The organism is Streptococcus mutans (assembly GCF_006739205.1).
Classification (GTDB): Bacteria; Bacillota; Bacilli; order Lactobacillales; family Streptococcaceae; genus Streptococcus; species Streptococcus mutans.
This window is the reverse complement of the sequence record NZ_AP019720.1, coordinates 1,064,997-1,079,556: the sequence shown is the minus strand read 5'-3', so window position 1 is coordinate 1,079,556 and position 14,560 is coordinate 1,064,997. Positions and strand designations below refer to the sequence as shown.

The 14,560-nt window shown below is 35.4% G+C and carries 15 protein-coding genes and 1 pseudogene; 5 read left to right on the top strand and 11 right to left on the bottom strand.

Going from position 1 to position 14,560, the window contains the following annotated elements:
* The first annotated feature begins 4 nt into the window (after positions 1-4).
* Entirely contained in the window at positions 5-1,396 is a 1,392-nt protein-coding gene (locus FNL60_RS05605) for an oxaloacetate decarboxylase subunit alpha (protein WP_002280284.1), read from the top strand.
* Positions 1,397-1,463: 67 nt separating this feature from the next.
* On the opposite strand, the pseudogene FNL60_RS05600 reads toward FNL60_RS05605, so the two are convergent.
* Positions 1,464-1,600: pseudogene (locus FNL60_RS05600) on the bottom strand (IS3 family transposase); the annotation flags it as partial.
* Positions 1,601-1,891: 291 nt separating this feature from the next.
* Positions 1,892-2,962 (bottom strand): tyrosine recombinase XerS, encoded by a 1,071-nt coding sequence (gene xerS, locus FNL60_RS05595; protein WP_002279939.1) that lies wholly within the window; start codon positions 2,960-2,962, stop codon positions 1,892-1,894.
* A 224-nt stretch (positions 2,963-3,186) separates the two neighbouring features.
* Between xerS and FNL60_RS05590 the strand changes: the two genes are divergently transcribed.
* Positions 3,187-4,095, top strand: a complete 909-nt coding sequence (locus tag FNL60_RS05590) for an ABC transporter ATP-binding protein (RefSeq protein WP_002265017.1) — start codon at positions 3,187-3,189, stop codon at positions 4,093-4,095.
* 20 nt (positions 4,096-4,115) lie between these two features.
* Complete coding sequence (locus FNL60_RS05585; RefSeq protein ID WP_002279940.1) at positions 4,116-4,859, top strand: ABC transporter permease; 744 nt, start codon at positions 4,116-4,118, stop codon at positions 4,857-4,859.
* A 47-nt stretch (positions 4,860-4,906) separates the two neighbouring features.
* Here the strand turns inward: FNL60_RS05585 and FNL60_RS05580 are convergent, their stop codons facing one another.
* From FNL60_RS05580 to FNL60_RS05565, 4 genes are all read right to left on the bottom strand, one after another.
* Complete coding sequence (locus FNL60_RS05580) at positions 4,907-5,785, bottom strand: sensor histidine kinase (RefSeq protein ID WP_002265019.1); 879 nt, start codon at positions 5,783-5,785, stop codon at positions 4,907-4,909.
* Entirely contained in the window at positions 5,785-6,477 is a 693-nt protein-coding gene (locus tag FNL60_RS05575; RefSeq protein ID WP_002262300.1) for a response regulator transcription factor, read from the bottom strand. The genes FNL60_RS05580 and FNL60_RS05575 overlap by 1 nt, the downstream gene beginning before the upstream one ends.
* 132 nt (positions 6,478-6,609) lie before the next feature.
* Positions 6,610-7,443 (bottom strand): glycosyltransferase family 8 protein, encoded by an 834-nt coding sequence (locus FNL60_RS05570; protein WP_002279941.1) that lies wholly within the window; start codon positions 7,441-7,443, stop codon positions 6,610-6,612.
* A gap of 15 nt (positions 7,444-7,458) precedes the next feature.
* Positions 7,459-8,214: an SDR family oxidoreductase gene (locus tag FNL60_RS05565; protein WP_002262298.1), complete on the bottom strand. Its 756-nt coding sequence runs from the start codon at positions 8,212-8,214 to the stop codon at positions 7,459-7,461.
* 160 nt (positions 8,215-8,374) lie between these two features.
* Here FNL60_RS05565 and FNL60_RS05560 point away from each other — a divergent pair, with 160 nt between their 5' ends.
* Positions 8,375-9,121, top strand: a complete 747-nt coding sequence (locus FNL60_RS05560; RefSeq protein WP_002262297.1) for an ABC transporter ATP-binding protein — start codon at positions 8,375-8,377, stop codon at positions 9,119-9,121.
* Positions 9,118-10,725 carry a hypothetical protein gene (locus tag FNL60_RS05555; RefSeq protein WP_002262296.1) on the top strand — a complete coding sequence of 536 codons (1,608 nt, stop codon included), beginning with the start codon at positions 9,118-9,120 and terminating at the stop codon, positions 10,723-10,725. Before FNL60_RS05560 ends, FNL60_RS05555 begins: the two co-directional genes overlap by 4 nt.
* Before the next feature lie 100 nt (positions 10,726-10,825).
* Here FNL60_RS05555 and pta read toward each other — a convergent pair whose 3' ends face one another.
* The 5 genes from pta to FNL60_RS05530 all read right to left on the bottom strand — a co-directional run bounded on the left by pta (position 10,826) and on the right by FNL60_RS05530 (position 14,464).
* A complete protein-coding gene (gene pta / locus FNL60_RS05550) occupies positions 10,826-11,821 on the bottom strand; it encodes a phosphate acetyltransferase (protein ID WP_002267685.1) in 996 nt (331 codons plus the stop codon).
* 16 nt (positions 11,822-11,837) lie between these two features.
* A complete protein-coding gene (locus tag FNL60_RS05545; protein ID WP_002262294.1) occupies positions 11,838-12,728 on the bottom strand; it encodes an RluA family pseudouridine synthase in 891 nt (296 codons plus the stop codon).
* Positions 12,725-13,558, bottom strand: a complete 834-nt coding sequence (locus FNL60_RS05540) for an NAD kinase (RefSeq protein WP_002262293.1) — start codon at positions 13,556-13,558, stop codon at positions 12,725-12,727. Before FNL60_RS05540 ends, FNL60_RS05545 begins: the two co-directional genes overlap by 4 nt.
* Complete coding sequence (locus tag FNL60_RS05535; RefSeq protein WP_002262292.1) at positions 13,533-14,198, bottom strand: GTP pyrophosphokinase; 666 nt, start codon at positions 14,196-14,198, stop codon at positions 13,533-13,535. The genes FNL60_RS05540 and FNL60_RS05535 overlap by 26 nt, the downstream gene beginning before the upstream one ends.
* An 86-nt stretch (positions 14,199-14,284) precedes the next feature.
* On the bottom strand, positions 14,285-14,464 hold the full coding sequence (locus tag FNL60_RS05530) for a hypothetical protein (RefSeq protein WP_002262291.1): 180 nt from the start codon (positions 14,462-14,464) through the stop codon (positions 14,285-14,287).
* Between the last annotated feature and the right edge of the window lie 96 nt (positions 14,465-14,560).

Below are 14,560 nucleotides of genomic sequence, written 5' to 3'. Positions count from 1 at the left end.
AGAAATGACAAAAATCCATATTATGGAGACGGTTTTAAGAGACGGGCAGCAAAGTCAAATTGCAACACGAATGACAACTAAAGAAATGTTACCTGTTCTTAAAACTTTGGATGAAGCTGGATATCGTGCTTTAGAGATGTGGGGTGGAGCGACCTTTGATTCCTGCCTTCGTTTTTTAAACGAGGATCCATGGGAAAGATTGCGTACTATTCGTAAACATGTTAAAAAGACAAAATTGCAGATGTTACTGCGTGGTCAAAATTTATTGGGCTACCGCAATTATGCTGATGATGTTGTTTGCTCTTTCATTCAAAAATCGGTTGAAAATGGTATTGATATCGTCCGTATTTTTGATGCTTTGAATGATCCGCGTAATCTACAAACGGCAGTTAGTGCTACTAAGGAAGCTGGCGGACATGCTCAAGTGGCTATTTCTTATACAACTAGTCCTGTTCATACAGTTGATTATTTTGTTCATTTATCTAAAGAATATGCTGAAATCGGAGCAGACTCCATTTGTATCAAGGATATGGCTGGTGTTTTAACACCTCAAACAGGTTATGACCTTGTAAAGCGTACCAAAGAAACGATTGATTTGCCACTAGAAGTACATACTCATGCGACAAGTGGTATCTCTGAAATGACTTATCTTAAGGTTGCAGAAGCTGGTGCTGATATTATTGATACTGCTGTATCTTCCTTTGCAGGCGGAACTAGTCAACCAGCGACAGAATCTATAGTTATCGCTTTAGAAGAACTTGGTTTTGAAACAGGTGTTGATCTACAGAAAGTTGAGACAGCAGCAGCTCACTTCAATACTATCCGTGATCATTATCGTGCAGAAGGTCTTTTAAATCCTAAGGTTAAGGATGTTGAGCCTAAAACTTTGATTTATCAAGTTCCAGGTGGTATGTTGTCTAATTTGCTTAGTCAATTAACAGAACAGGGATTGGCCAATCGCTATGAAGAAGTGTTGGCCGAAGTTCCTCGTGTTAGAGCCGATTTGGGCTATCCGCCATTGGTTACACCTTTATCGCAAATGGTTGGGACACAATCTCTACTGAACATTATCTCTGATGAACGTTATAAGGTTGTTCCTAACGAAATTAAGGATTATGTCCGTGGACTTTATGGGCGTCCACCTGCAGCCATTGCCGATGATATTAAAGAAAAAATCATTGGGAATGAAGAAGTGATTACTGTTCGTCCAGCAGATTTAATCGAGCCTCAATTACCTAAACTTAGACAGGAAATTGCTGAATATGCAAGAAGTGAAGAAGATGTTTTAAGTTACGCTTCTTTCCCGCAACAAGCAAAAGATTTCTTGGGGCGTCGTGAAGATCCTTTCTACGATGTCCCTGTACAAAATGTTTCTGTTACCATTGATTTTGATTAAAGAAAATTTATCTATATAAAGAGTTCTAGAAGATTAATGTACTGACTCCAAAAAGTTGGACAAGAAATTATTGAAAGGATTTAGTCCTGTAGCACAAGGACTGAGTCCTTTTAGTTTTGTCTTGATTCGTTTATTGTTGTAATAAAAAATGTAATTAGTGATGGCTTTTTCAAGTTTGTCAAGTGATTTGAAAGTCTTTTCATATACGTTAATTTCATCAAAAAACACCCCTATCGTTAGATTTTCTGTCCAACTTTTAGAGTGCAGGTCAGATTAGGAATTAGACTACCTCCTGTCTGTTTAGACACTTACAGTATAGTCTATTTGGGCTTTTTATTGTATTTTGAAATTAACTAGCTAGCACCACGGGTATAGACATATATGTTTTCATGCTCCTGCCTCAAAAGTTCCCCAAACCTTTTTACATAGCTATACTAACTATGAGGTATGGGAAATCAAGTCATTTTAATATATATTTACATAAATATAGTTATGTTATAATTTATCTAAAGCATTTTTTTGTTCATCATTAACGATATGAGTATAAAGGTCTGTTACTTGAGTAGAAGCATGACCTAATTGATGACTGACCAAAACTTGTGATTTGGTAGCATCGTATAATCTAGTTGCAAGCGTGTGTCTTAGTTTGTGGGGAGTGACGCGGATTTTGAAATCTTGCGAATATTTAGCAACCATTTTTTCAATAGAAGAAGCATCCATGCGATTAGGAACACCACGATATTCGGATAAAAAGAAAGCTAGATCAGTCTTTTCAGCCTTGTAGCGCCCCCGTCTGATAGTAATGTAGTTTTCTAAATAAGGTTTAGCGAAACCAGCGACATTGACCGAATCGTGTTTGCCGCCCTTACGGGTAACTTCAATAATCATCATATTGAGATTAACATCCTTAAGATCAAGGTTAACAGCCTCTGAAAGACGAACTCCAGATGCTAGCAGCAAAGCAATAATTGCCAAATCTCTTTCTTTATTTTTTCGAAAAGAGGAAAGAGCGCGTTTAGAAAGTTTGTGTTCATATTCACAATCCACATATTCTAAAAATTCCATTGTTTCATTGCCTAAAAAGAGCTTTTGTTTAATATTCTCAGCTCGTGCGGCCAATGTTTCCTTTTTCTTTTTAGTTGATACCTTTTTCATGACATTTCGATAAAAATAAGGTTCACCATCAGCATTTTCAACTTCCTCAGTCAAGTATTTATAAAGGCTTGATAAGGCTGAAAGTGTGCGGTTTATCGTTGTCTGAGAAACACCTTGACGTTTGTTTTTAGTGTTTAAAAGAGTTCGTTCTCGTAAATAAAGAATAAAGGATTCCATATCTTTTTTACTAAGATGCTCCAAAGTTTCCAGCGGAATATCGGCAAGTTTATTCGCATCAGAAACGCCAGAATTGATTAACCATTCAAAGAAACGCCGATATTCTTTTAAATATTCGTATAAGGTCGTAAAACTATAAGGAATTGTCAATTTAGATTGATAATACTCTAGCACATACCAAGGCATAAGTTCCTTAAGTTCATCAATTTTTTCAAGTAAGAGTTCACGTCTCATTTAAATATAGCTCCATAATTGTGATTATTAAAAGTATAGCACACTTACACATTATTTTCAAGAAAATTATAGTTTTTCGGAAAGATACGATAACCTTTTATTTAAGGCAATTTTTTAGAGATATTTGAGAATTAATTGATATTTATTTGATTTTCAAGTTCTATACTTAAAGTGTAAAAAGAAATACTACAGTTTGATTAATTAAAAAAGGAGGCAAATAAATTATGAAAAAGGTACTTGAAATCAAACACTTGTCCAAACGATATGGACAACAATTAGCGCTTGATAATGTTAATCTTACCATTCAAAAAGGTGAGATTTATGGGCTAATTGGTAAAAATGGTGCAGGTAAGACAACTCTCATCAAAGTCATTACAAAGCTTATTCAACCAAGTCAGGGAAGTGTTTCAGTCTTTGGTTCTAGCACCCAGAGCGAATGGACACACGCTCTTAAGCGTGTCGGTTCTGTGATTGAGACACCTGTTGCACTTAATCATTTGACTGCCCGACAAAATCTGCACTACTACTGCAAGGCACGGCATGTTCCTAATGCTGACAAAGTGATTGACGAAAGTTTAACGCTGGTTGGCCTTACCAATACAGGTAAGAAAAAATTTCGTGGTTTTTCACTTGGTATGAAACAGCGTCTGGGTATAGCTATAGCTTTGATTGTCAAACCAGATTTTCTTATCTTAGACGAACCAATTAATGGCTTGGATCCCGTGGCGATCAAAGAATTTCGGCACATGATTAAGAAACTTAACGAAGAACACGACATGACAGTGATTATTTCCAGTCATATCCTATCTGAGCTTTATCAAGTGGCTACTAAGTTCGGTATTATTGAGAATGGTCGTATTATCAAGGAAATTAGCAAGGCTGATTTTGATACCCAAAGCGAAGACTATATCGTTTTAAAGACCAGTCATATCAATGAAGCCAGCCAAATTCTTCAGGATCAAATGAATTATCGTATTAAGGTCACTAACGCGGACAATGAAATTCATGTGTTCGGACAATCTCATAGTATCAAAGGCATTGTCAAAGAACTAGTTGCAAATGCTGTTGATATTGACGAAATCTACTACAAACGCCAAGATTTAGAAGATTACTTCACACAAATTGTAGAATAATAAAGAAAGGAGAGTTCGTTATGTTACACACAATTCAAGCTGATTTCTATCGTCTATTTCGCTCCAAAGGTTTTTGGATTTCAGAATTTTTTCTAATATTAAATATTATTTCTGGTGTTTTTTTTGGAGATACAGGGCACGTTGGTATCCAGCCTCCACAAAAAGTAAAAACTACTTGGACTGGTTTTAAAGCTCTTGTCAATTGCTCGAATAATATTTCTACTACAGTGTTGTTTATCTTAATTATTATTGCTATCGTTGTTGGTGTGGATTTAAATCAAAAATTATATAAAAATAGTATTACTTGCGGTGTGTCGCGAACCGGTTATTTCTTTGCGAAAGCTTCTGTCATTATTGCTATCTCATTTAGTCAGTTTATCCTCTCATATGCACTAGCTTTCATTTTGGGAACAATCGTTCATGGTCTGGGTACAGCACCCCATAATTTCGCTGCACATTTTGCAGTAACAGTCCTTATCCAACTGCTATGCAGTATTGCATGGGCCAGCATCGCTACCTTTGCTCTTTATATGACTCACTCAATTGTAGCTATCTTTGTAAGTTTTATTCTTGGGACTGCCGTCTTGGGCCTCCCTGCCGTTTTCTTCCCTAAAATAGAACTATTTAAGTACTTTGGCTTAAATTTCAACTTTGTCCTTGCAAGTGATGCAACTGTTGCACAAAATTCGACTTTAGTTGCTCTCGGATTTATCGTCATCTTTGCATTATTTGGTTTAATTCTTTTTAAAAAGCAAGACTTATAAAAAGAATCATTGTGCATAAAATATAATAATGCACAATGATTCTTTTTTTATAGCGTTACAGTTAAAATAAACCAATTCCCTTCAGTTGTTAAAATCAATTCTCCGCCTAAAATGTCCACTAAATGCTGTGTGATATAAAGTCCCAGGCCTGAAGATTTTTCCGTATCTGACATGTTTTCTGTATAAAAACGTGTTGTCAGCTGATCCAAATGCTGGATGGGCTGCCGGACGATATTTTTGGTTTGCAGAACAATTTTTTGATCTGTTTTCTTCAAGATTAACTGTGCTTGATTTTTGCCGTGTTTAAGAATATTACTAATAATATTTTGAAAAAAACGTTCAAAAATCTCAGGATCTGTCTCAAATGGAATCTTTTCCTCAATCTGCAAATCAAGCGTTATACCAACCTGTTGAAACATATCGTAATATGAAAGAATACTCTTGGTAACAAGATGTGACAGCGCAATCTTTTGTACCTGCGGTCGGATAGTTCCTTCTGTAAGGCGACGATATTCCAAAAGAGCTTCAAGACGTTTAGAAACTATAGTCAGATTTTCAGAAATTTTTTCCAAATCGGCTGCATCAACTGTTTCCTTATGCAGACTTTTTTGAGTATAACCGCTAGCAATGGTCAAGGGTGTTCGAATATCATGGGCAATGTTACTAATAGCCATATCTAAGGTTTTCTTTTCCTGAAGAGCTATAAGGCTTGTCTTTTCAATCTTTCCAAATAGGTTTTCGATCTTATTTGTTAATTCAATGAGACTTTTAGGTTGATTTTTCAATGTAAAACGTCTCTGACTAGTATTATTTATTTTTTCTTCAATCTGTTGACTCAGAGATTTCACTGCCAAATGGTAGCGTATAAGATAGATTATGGCTAGAATAAAGGCAAGACTTAAACCAAAAAATAAGATCACAATCATCAATCTTCTCCTTTTAGTCGAACACCTAATCCCCAGATTGTTTCAATGTAGTCTGTGCTATCATCAACCTGTGCGAGTTTCCTGCGAAGATTGCTTAACTGCGCATTTAAAGTATTATCACCGGGTAAGTAAGGCTCTTTCCAAACCGATTCATACAAGTCTTCTTTGGTAAATATTTTCTTAGGGTACTGAAGCAAGGCATGTAAAATCTGAAATTCTTTCTTTCCTAATCGTACAGATTTTTCTAAATAAGAAATTTCAAAAGTATCGGGATTGACAGTGATATTTTTAATTGACAAAGCCGTCTGTTTAGTAGTTGCTGGATTGTGGCTTTTTGTTACACTACGTAGTTGAACTGTCACCCGTGCATAAACTTCTTCGAGATTAAAAGGTTTGACGATATAATCGTTAGCACCTGCAAGCAAATATTGACTGATCATCTGCTTATCACTAAGAGCAGTCAGCATGATAATGGGAACAGAGCTAACTTTGCGAATTTCTTGAAGAACTTGTTCACCGCTTTTTCCAGGCAGCATAATGTCTAAAAGAACTAGGTCAATATTTTCCGATTCAAATAACCGCAAGCCCTCGGTTCCTGAGTATGCTTGGATTACCTCATGCTCTTCTGAAAAAAAGTCTCGTAAAATTTTCTGGATATCATTATTATCTTCAATTTGTAAAATACGTGCCATCAATATCTCCTAATAAGATTCAACTCATCTATAGCCAGCAAGCCCCCCATACCATAGATTTTGTACAAAACAGCCAATAAAGTGGTCCTTTATTCTTTTAAAAATCAATGAGACTTCCACTCCCATTCTTTCTTATTTTTCTAATATTTTAACTCTATGCTGATAATGTTTATACAGAGCTGCATAGCGTCCCTTGTAGTCTTTTCTCCAAGGTTTATCTTTACCACAAAAATGTAAGAAAACCGTATTTTCAATGACCCAATCAAGATCCCATTCTCCAAGACTACGAGTAAAATAGATGATATTATATCTAGCATCATAATTATAAATTTCATCAGGGATAAGATGCGTTTTCGTACCATACAGTGCATTGAGAACGTCTTGATCCGGTAATAATAGGGTATTTCCTTTTCTAGAAATATAATTCATAATATCTTGTGGTTTAATCTTCTGCCGGCATTGTTCTAAATTCATCAAAAGAACACCAGAATTGAAATAACCCTCTGCTTCAAAATTATTCAAGCGTAGTTTGTTGACAATATCAGTAATACTTTTATCTGATACATGACTAGCGGCTGCATAAATATAATTTTTCATATCCATTTGATAGAGAGGGGCTATATCATTAAGACAGAGAATATCGGCATCTAAATAAAGGATTTTATCTAGGCTTTTAGGAAGATAGTCTTGAGCTAAGAGGCGGTAATAAATGGTTTCTGGATAACGATCGCTAACTGGAGCATCTTTGAAGTCCTCCTCACCAATAATAATTGGTTCATAAGACAGTCCTAATTGATAACAAAAACGCTCAATTGCTTTATGATCGGCTAATAACTCCTTTTGTAACATATAAATCTTTAAGTTTTTATTGGAAATATTTTGATACAAAGAATATAAGGTGACTTTGAACTGTTCAACAAAGCGATTATCAATTGAAAACAAAAGATTAATAGATGATTCTGTCATAAAATGTTTAACTTTCTAATAGTCCCTTTCAACTGGCTGAGGACCGAAACTTTGCGATGTTGGCATAATTTCAATACGATTGATATTAACGTGTTTAGGTTGTTGAAAAGTCCAGAGAACAGCATTGGCAATATCTTGCGGCTGAATGCTGTGAGCACCTTCATATAGCTGTTCAGCACGCTTCTTATCTCCTTTGAAACGAATGGTCGAGAATTCTGTGCTACCACAAAGTCCGGGTTCAATGTTGGTCACTCGCACTTTAGTACCAGCCAAATCCGCTCGTAGGTTCAAACTGAATTGCTTAACAAAGGCTTTGCTGGCACCATAAACATTACCGCCCGGATAAGGATAAGTACCTGCAGTCGAGCCGATATTGATAATATGCCCTGATTTTCTTGCAACCATATCAGGCAAAATTTGACGGGTTAAATAAGTCAGACCAATGATATTAGTCGCAATCATGGTTTCCCAATCCTTGAAATTAGCCTCATAAGCCTTATCAAGACCTAAAGCCAGTCCTGCATTGTTAACAAGGAGTTCAATTTTTGACCATTCTTTAGGTAAATTCGCTAAAGCCTTGTTAATAGAGGATGTATCAGTCATATCTAATTGCAAAGGATAAAAATGTTCCCCTAAGGCTTCTCTAAGTTTTCCAAGTTTTTCTAAGCGTCTGGCTGCTCCGATAACACGGTAACCAGAATGAATAAAAGTTTCAGTCATAGCCTTGCCAAAACCCGCCGAAGCACCTGTAATCAATACTGTTTCTGCCATTTTGATTCTCCTTCACTTTTTAAATTAATCATAACACATTATTTCATTTTTGCCCAGAAATACTCCTGTCGTGTCAAAACTTTGTCACAATTTTTTCTTTAAAGAGACTTTTAATTGTATGATTTCAGTAGTATAATAATCTTACAAAGGAGGAGTTTTTATGATTAGATTTGAGCATATTTCTAAAATTTATGGAACAACTGAGGCACTTAGTGACCTTAATTTGACTATAGAAAACGGTGAAATTTTTGGGTTGATTGGCCATAACGGTGCTGGGAAAACGACGACTATCAGTTTGTTGACATCAATTATTGAAGCGAGTTATGGCAATATCTTTATAGATGATTTCAAATTAACAGAACATCGTGATGCGATAAAAAAACGAATCGCTTATGTACCTGATTCTCCCGATATTTTCCTAAATCTAACAGCTTATGAATATTGGCATTTTCTATCAAAGATTTATGGCGTTGAAGAAGAAATTGCCCAAGAGCGAATGACTAAATTAGCTAACCTTTTTGATATTTCCGATAGACAATTTGAAACCATCGAGAGCTTTTCACATGGAATGCGACAAAAAGTTATTGTTATTGGTGCTCTCATTCCAAATCCAGATATTTGGATTTTAGATGAACCATTGACAGGACTTGACCCACAGGCCTCTTATGATTTGAAAGAAATGATGAAAAAGCATGCTCAAGATGGCAATACGGTCCTCTTTTCAACCCATGTTTTATCAGTTGCTGAACAATTGTGCGATCGTATTGGTATTCTTAGACATGGTAAACTTATTTTCGTTGGTACTTTAGAAGAATTAAAGGCCAATTATCCGAATCAAGATTTAGAAAGTATCTACCTTGAGTTAGCTGGACGAAAGGAAGAATCAAAGGTAGGTGATGAGGAATGAGCTATAGAACTATTTGGGAATTGATAAAAATCAATATTCTCTATTCCAATCCTCAAGCTTTAACGACTGTTCAAAAAAAACGAGAGAAAAACCCTGATAAGCAGATTGCAGCCTATAAAACAGTTTTAAAACAGCAACTCTTCTTACTTATACTCTTTTTATTTGTTTACTCTACCATGTTTTTGGTAGTTGATTATTCCAAATCAAGTGGTTATTTTTCTTTCCAAGTCGCCCTTTTTAGTACTATTGCTATTGTTTCAGGTTTCACAACACTCTTTGCTGTATTTTATGATAGTAATGATACTAAACTCTACCTTCCTTTACCAGTTAAAGAAAAAGAAGTTTATTTAGCTAAATTGATTTCGTCTCAAGGAGGAAGTCTTCCTTTTCTTATGCCTATTATTTCACTTTTTGGAATTGCTTACTGGCAGATGACGCATTCTATTTTATTGGCTATTATAGCGACTATTATTAATTTCTTGCTGCTATTACTTGCTATCAATTGTATCAGCATTATTCTCATCTATTTGATTGGACAAGTTTTGGTCAAGAGTGTACACAAAAAACTGATCTCAACAATTCTAATGTTCTTTTCAACAGCTTTGGCTATCGGAGTACTGTTTTATGTTCAGTTTACTAATCAATCAGTAAATGAGAGTGGTCGGGTTAAAATGATGAGTCTACCTTATTTTAGAGGCTTTCATGATATCGTCATTAATCCCTTTTCAACCGCAAGTCTTTTAAATTTTTGGTTAGGAATCACCATAACTATCATTTTGTTAGTTTTTATTCAACGTACGATTATTTCTCACTATTTTGAACAATTTTTATCCATTCAAGAAGGACAGCCTACTAAGAAAAAGGTTAAATTAAGAAGAAAAGATGTTAGTTTAGCACAAACTCTTCGCAAGCATCATTTAGATACTCTCAAAGATGCGACACTTCTTATCCAAAGTTATTTGATGCCTTTGATTTTTATCATTGCATTTATAGGACCGATTCTTTCATCAGGAAGATCTCTTTTTCAACATATTTCATCTGACTTTTTCGGAATAGCTTTTATTATTGGCATTATTTTGGGAAGCTTTATTGCAACTCCTACTAGTTTTATGGGGGTCGGAATTTCTCTAGAAAAAGAAAATTATACCTTTTTAAAAACTTTACCAATTTCTTTTAAAACATTTTTGAAACAGAAATTCTATTATCTTTTAGCAGTACAAGCTGGTTTCTTAGTCTTTATTTATTTGATAATAGGCCTCTTTTTGTTAAATATTCCAATTATTCTATTAATCAGTTTTATCATTGGAATGGTACTTTCAACTTTTATCTTGGGGGAATTAATGTACTGGCGTGATTATCGTCTTTTAACACTTCATTGGCAAAATGTGGCGCAATTATTTTCAAGAGGTTCAGGCCAGTGGTTCCTTATGGCAGTAATTTTTGGAAATTTACTTATTGGTAGCTTTTTATTAGTATTAGCCATTATTGTTTCTCTTAAAACTTCAGTTTTAGGAGTTGGAATCGTTTTGGTTGTTATGGTGCTACTTCTCTTTGGAGGATTACATTGCTTTATCCAACAAAGATTTTGGAAAAAGCTGATTTAATCAGATTTGAATATCTCATATGTAAAAAAGAGACTTAGATTTTTTATTCTAGTCTCTAGTCTAAGACAAATTCCGTTATTTTGGAGTTTGTCTTTTTAGTTTATTTAGTATTATCAAGGGTTTGCGCAGCTGTGATAATAGCAAGTTTGTAAATATCTTCAGCACTTGATCCGCGTGAGAGATCGTTTACTGGCATATTTAAACCTTGCAAGATTGGTCCGATAGCATCAAACATTCCCAGACGTTGAGCGATTTTGTAACCAATGTTTCCTGATTGGAGATCTGGGAAAATAAAGACATTGGCTTGTCCTGCTACGTCACTTTCCGGCGCTTTGATTTTAGCTGTTGTCGGTACAAAAGCAGCATCAAATTGAAGTTCTCCATCTAAGGCAATTTCAGGACGAAGTTCTTTAGCAATGCGGGTTGCTTCTTGAACTTTTTCAACTTGAGAAGCCTTTGCACTGCCTTTAGTAGAAAAACTCAGCATAGCGATTTTAGGATCAATGTCAAAAATTTTTGCTGTATCTGCTGTATTGATGGCAATTTCAGCTAATTCTTGTTCATCTGGTTCAATATTGATAGCGCAGTCTGCAAAAATCAAACGTTGGTCAGTGGTTTCACGATTCATTAAGAAGACACCTGATGTTCGCGAAATTCCTGGTTTCGTTTTGATAATTTGAAGTGCGGGGCGAACAGTATCTGCTGTTGAATGAATAGCACCAGAAACCATACCATCTGCTAAACCGAGTTTTACTAACATCACACCAAAATAGTTGACGTCTTTCAATAGCTGCTCAGCATCTTCAATGGTTGCTTTACCTTTGCGAATTTCTACAAATTCTTGTTTCATATGTTCAAAATCTGTATAGTCTTCGGGATTAATGATCGTATAGTCCTGATCAGCAAAACCGAGCTTTGTCAACAAATTACGGACTTCAGTCGCATCTCCTAAAATAATTGGTTCAATCAAACCTTCAAATTTAAGACGAGCAGCTGCCCGAACAACACGTTCATCATTTCCTTCAGGAAAAACGATCCTCACATTTTTGCTGACAATTTTTTCTCTCAAGCTGCCAAATAAAGAGCGAATACCCATATGTAAATACCCCTATCTAATGTTTTTGTAAATCTATGATAACGCTATCAAGGTCTTCTGTCAAGGAACTATTGTACTGCTTATGTTCTTTGGAAAAAGGATCCACAAAAGACAAAAAATGGCAGTGAAGGGCTTGTCTTTTTAAACCATACCCCATTTCTCCTCCATATAAATCATCTCCTAAAAGGGGAAAACCAATATGAGCAAAGTGTACGCGAATTTGGTGAGTTCGGCCGGTATGAAGTTGAATATCAACCAAGGCGATATCACCGTAACGAGCTAATACTTTATAACTTGTATGTGCATATTTACCAGAAGGGTGAACACAGCGTGTAATGATACTATCTTCCGGTCTTGCAATAGGAGCGATGATCTCTCCTTGATCAGGCAGTTGCCCTTGTCCAGAAACAAGCGCATAATACCGTTTTTTAATGGTCTTCTTTTGCAGCTGCTTATCCAGCCTAGCATGAGCATAACCATGCTTGGCTAAAAGCATAAGACCGCTAGTATCCTTATCAAGCCTTGTTACAATATGGATTTGCTTATTGGGATAATCTTTTTTGAGATAATAATATTTAACAAAATTGGCTATGGTATTGGTATGTAAGATGCTAGGAATACTAGCATAACCAGCAGGTTTATCCAAAATTAAAAAATGTTCATCTTCATAAACAATATTCAAATCATGCTTAATGGGCTGTAAAGTTTCAAGCGCTTCTTCGTCGGGAATTATTATAGTTACCCGATCGCCTATATCAAGAAGATAAATAGCATTTTCTTCTTGATCATTTACTAATATTTGACCGCCTTTAAATTTGATTTTAGCTAACAAAGTCTTAGAAATATCATGGCTTTTTAAGAAAGTTTTAACTTTTACTTTTCGATCAGCAATGAATTCAAACCTCATGAATCGAAATCTCCGATAAAAGCATCCTTGACGCGTTCCCAAAAACTAGTGTGGCTTGGTGTTGATACAAAGCTAATTTTTTTACGATCAATTTCATATTCAATTTTAGCAACATTTCGATGCGTATAAGTTTTATTATCAATAGATAGAACATAAGACCCTAAGCGTTTAGGAACGATTTCAATTTTGTCTTTTTTAGGAACAATAATGGAGCTTCCTAATGTTCTAAAGACACGATTGTTAAGACTTGAAATTTCTGTTAACTGTAAGGCTTCAATGGTCGGGTGCAAAACAGCCCCCCCTAATGATTTGTTATAAGCGGTGCTTCCAGTTGGAGTGGAAACAGAAATGCCGTCTCCTCGAAAACGCTCAAAATGAACCTTATTGATAACGACATCTGCTACCATGGTTTTTTCAATTCTTCTAATAGTAGCTTCGTTAAGAGCTCTGGATGTTAACTGACGACCATCAGCTAGCGTAGCAGTCACTTTTAAGATAGGATAAGATGCCTTTTCGCCTTTATCAGAATGTAAATTCTCTAATAACTTATCGACTTCAAAATCACGATAATCAGTATAAAAACCTAAATGTCCTGTATGAATACCAACAAATCTAACATGATCCAAGCACTTTTCATACATATGAAAGGCAGACAAGAGCATACCATCACCACCAATCGTAATAACAATATCAGGATTTTTTTTGGTTAGATAAAATCTATCATCATTTCTTAATATTGCAAAAAGTTTTGCTGTTAGGCGTTTACTTTGATATTTTCCATTTGCTATAATAGCAACTTTAATTTTATCGGTAAAGTTCATCTGTGTCATCACTATTTCCTACACCATCGTTTAGCTTTCTAGTCTCAGCATCAAATAATAGTTGTGCTTCCTTAATGTCATCGCGAATCTGCCGCATTTCCTCGTCTAATTGAAAAGCAATTTTGGAGGTTAATTCTAAACGTCTTTTAATATCTTCAGGAAATTCACCATGGTATTTGTAATTGAGAGAGTGTTCAATTGTTGCCCAAAAATTCATAGCTAGCGTTCGAATTTGAATTTCAGCCATAATAATTCTTTGTCCACTAATCGTATCAACAGGATATTCAACAATAACGTGATAAGAGCGATAACCGCTGGGTTTTAAATTATTGATATAATCACGTTCTTGTATCACTTTCATGTCTTTGCGTTGACGTAAAAGCTCTAAAACATCGTTGACATCATCAACAAACTGAACCATAATTCTTAATCCCGCAATATCCTGCATATCTTGAGTGAGGTTTTCCTTTTTAATTCCTCGTAAAACCATTTTTTCTTTGATACTTTCGATTGGTTTAACACGTCCTGTCACAAATTCAATTGGTGAATGGCGTTTTTGCTTACGAAATTGCTTACGAATTCCTCTGAACTTAATTTTTAATTCACCTACTGCCTGAATATAAGGGTCCAGAAATTCTTCCCAATTCATAAGTTTTCAGCCCTCCTTTCTTGTCAAAAATAAGACTTTTGTATAGAATTAAACTAATTAGAATGTATACAGATCTATTTTTCAACTTAAAAAATTTTTAGCTCTGCAAATTCGATTCTAATTTCCTTTATTGCGAGCAAAGCAAGCCCCGAACAAGATTTTAGCTGTGTTAAAAATGGCAGGAACATCAATGCTTCTGCTACTTGGAAGATTTGAGACTTTAGACTCAAAAATCTTAATTGAAGACGGGTTGCGGACAGCTGCAAAAAGATGAGTTCTCCTAGAATCTTAATGATTCTGCCTCCTACTCTCTATTTTGCCTTTATCTGCGGATGCCCAATGCCTTTTGTGTCTTGTGTCCT

Bases quoted from the DNA above. Each gene is read 5' to 3' on its own strand.
- FNL60_RS05605 (WP_002280284.1), top strand. From the start codon at position 5: ATGACAAAAATCCATATTATGGAGACGGTTTTAAGAGACGGGCAGCAA.
- xerS (WP_002279939.1), bottom strand. From the start codon at position 2,962: ATGAGACGTGAACTCTTACTTGAAAAAATTGATGAACTTAAGGAACTT.
- FNL60_RS05590 (WP_002265017.1), top strand. From the start codon at position 3,187: ATGAAAAAGGTACTTGAAATCAAACACTTGTCCAAACGATATGGACAA.
- FNL60_RS05585 (WP_002279940.1), top strand. From the start codon at position 4,116: ATGTTACACACAATTCAAGCTGATTTCTATCGTCTATTTCGCTCCAAA.
- FNL60_RS05580 (WP_002265019.1), bottom strand. From the start codon at position 5,785: ATGATTGTGATCTTATTTTTTGGTTTAAGTCTTGCCTTTATTCTAGCC.
- FNL60_RS05575 (WP_002262300.1), bottom strand. From the start codon at position 6,477: ATGGCACGTATTTTACAAATTGAAGATAATAATGATATCCAGAAAATT.
- FNL60_RS05570 (WP_002279941.1), bottom strand. From the start codon at position 7,443: ATGACAGAATCATCTATTAATCTTTTGTTTTCAATTGATAATCGCTTT.
- FNL60_RS05565 (WP_002262298.1), bottom strand. From the start codon at position 8,214: ATGGCAGAAACAGTATTGATTACAGGTGCTTCGGCGGGTTTTGGCAAG.
- FNL60_RS05560 (WP_002262297.1), top strand. From the start codon at position 8,375: ATGATTAGATTTGAGCATATTTCTAAAATTTATGGAACAACTGAGGCA.
- FNL60_RS05555 (WP_002262296.1), top strand. From the start codon at position 9,118: ATGAGCTATAGAACTATTTGGGAATTGATAAAAATCAATATTCTCTAT.
- pta (WP_002267685.1), bottom strand. From the start codon at position 11,821: ATGGGTATTCGCTCTTTATTTGGCAGCTTGAGAGAAAAAATTGTCAGC.
- FNL60_RS05545 (WP_002262294.1), bottom strand. From the start codon at position 12,728: ATGAGGTTTGAATTCATTGCTGATCGAAAAGTAAAAGTTAAAACTTTC.
- FNL60_RS05540 (WP_002262293.1), bottom strand. From the start codon at position 13,558: ATGACACAGATGAACTTTACCGATAAAATTAAAGTTGCTATTATAGCA.
- FNL60_RS05535 (WP_002262292.1), bottom strand. From the start codon at position 14,198: ATGAATTGGGAAGAATTTCTGGACCCTTATATTCAGGCAGTAGGTGAA.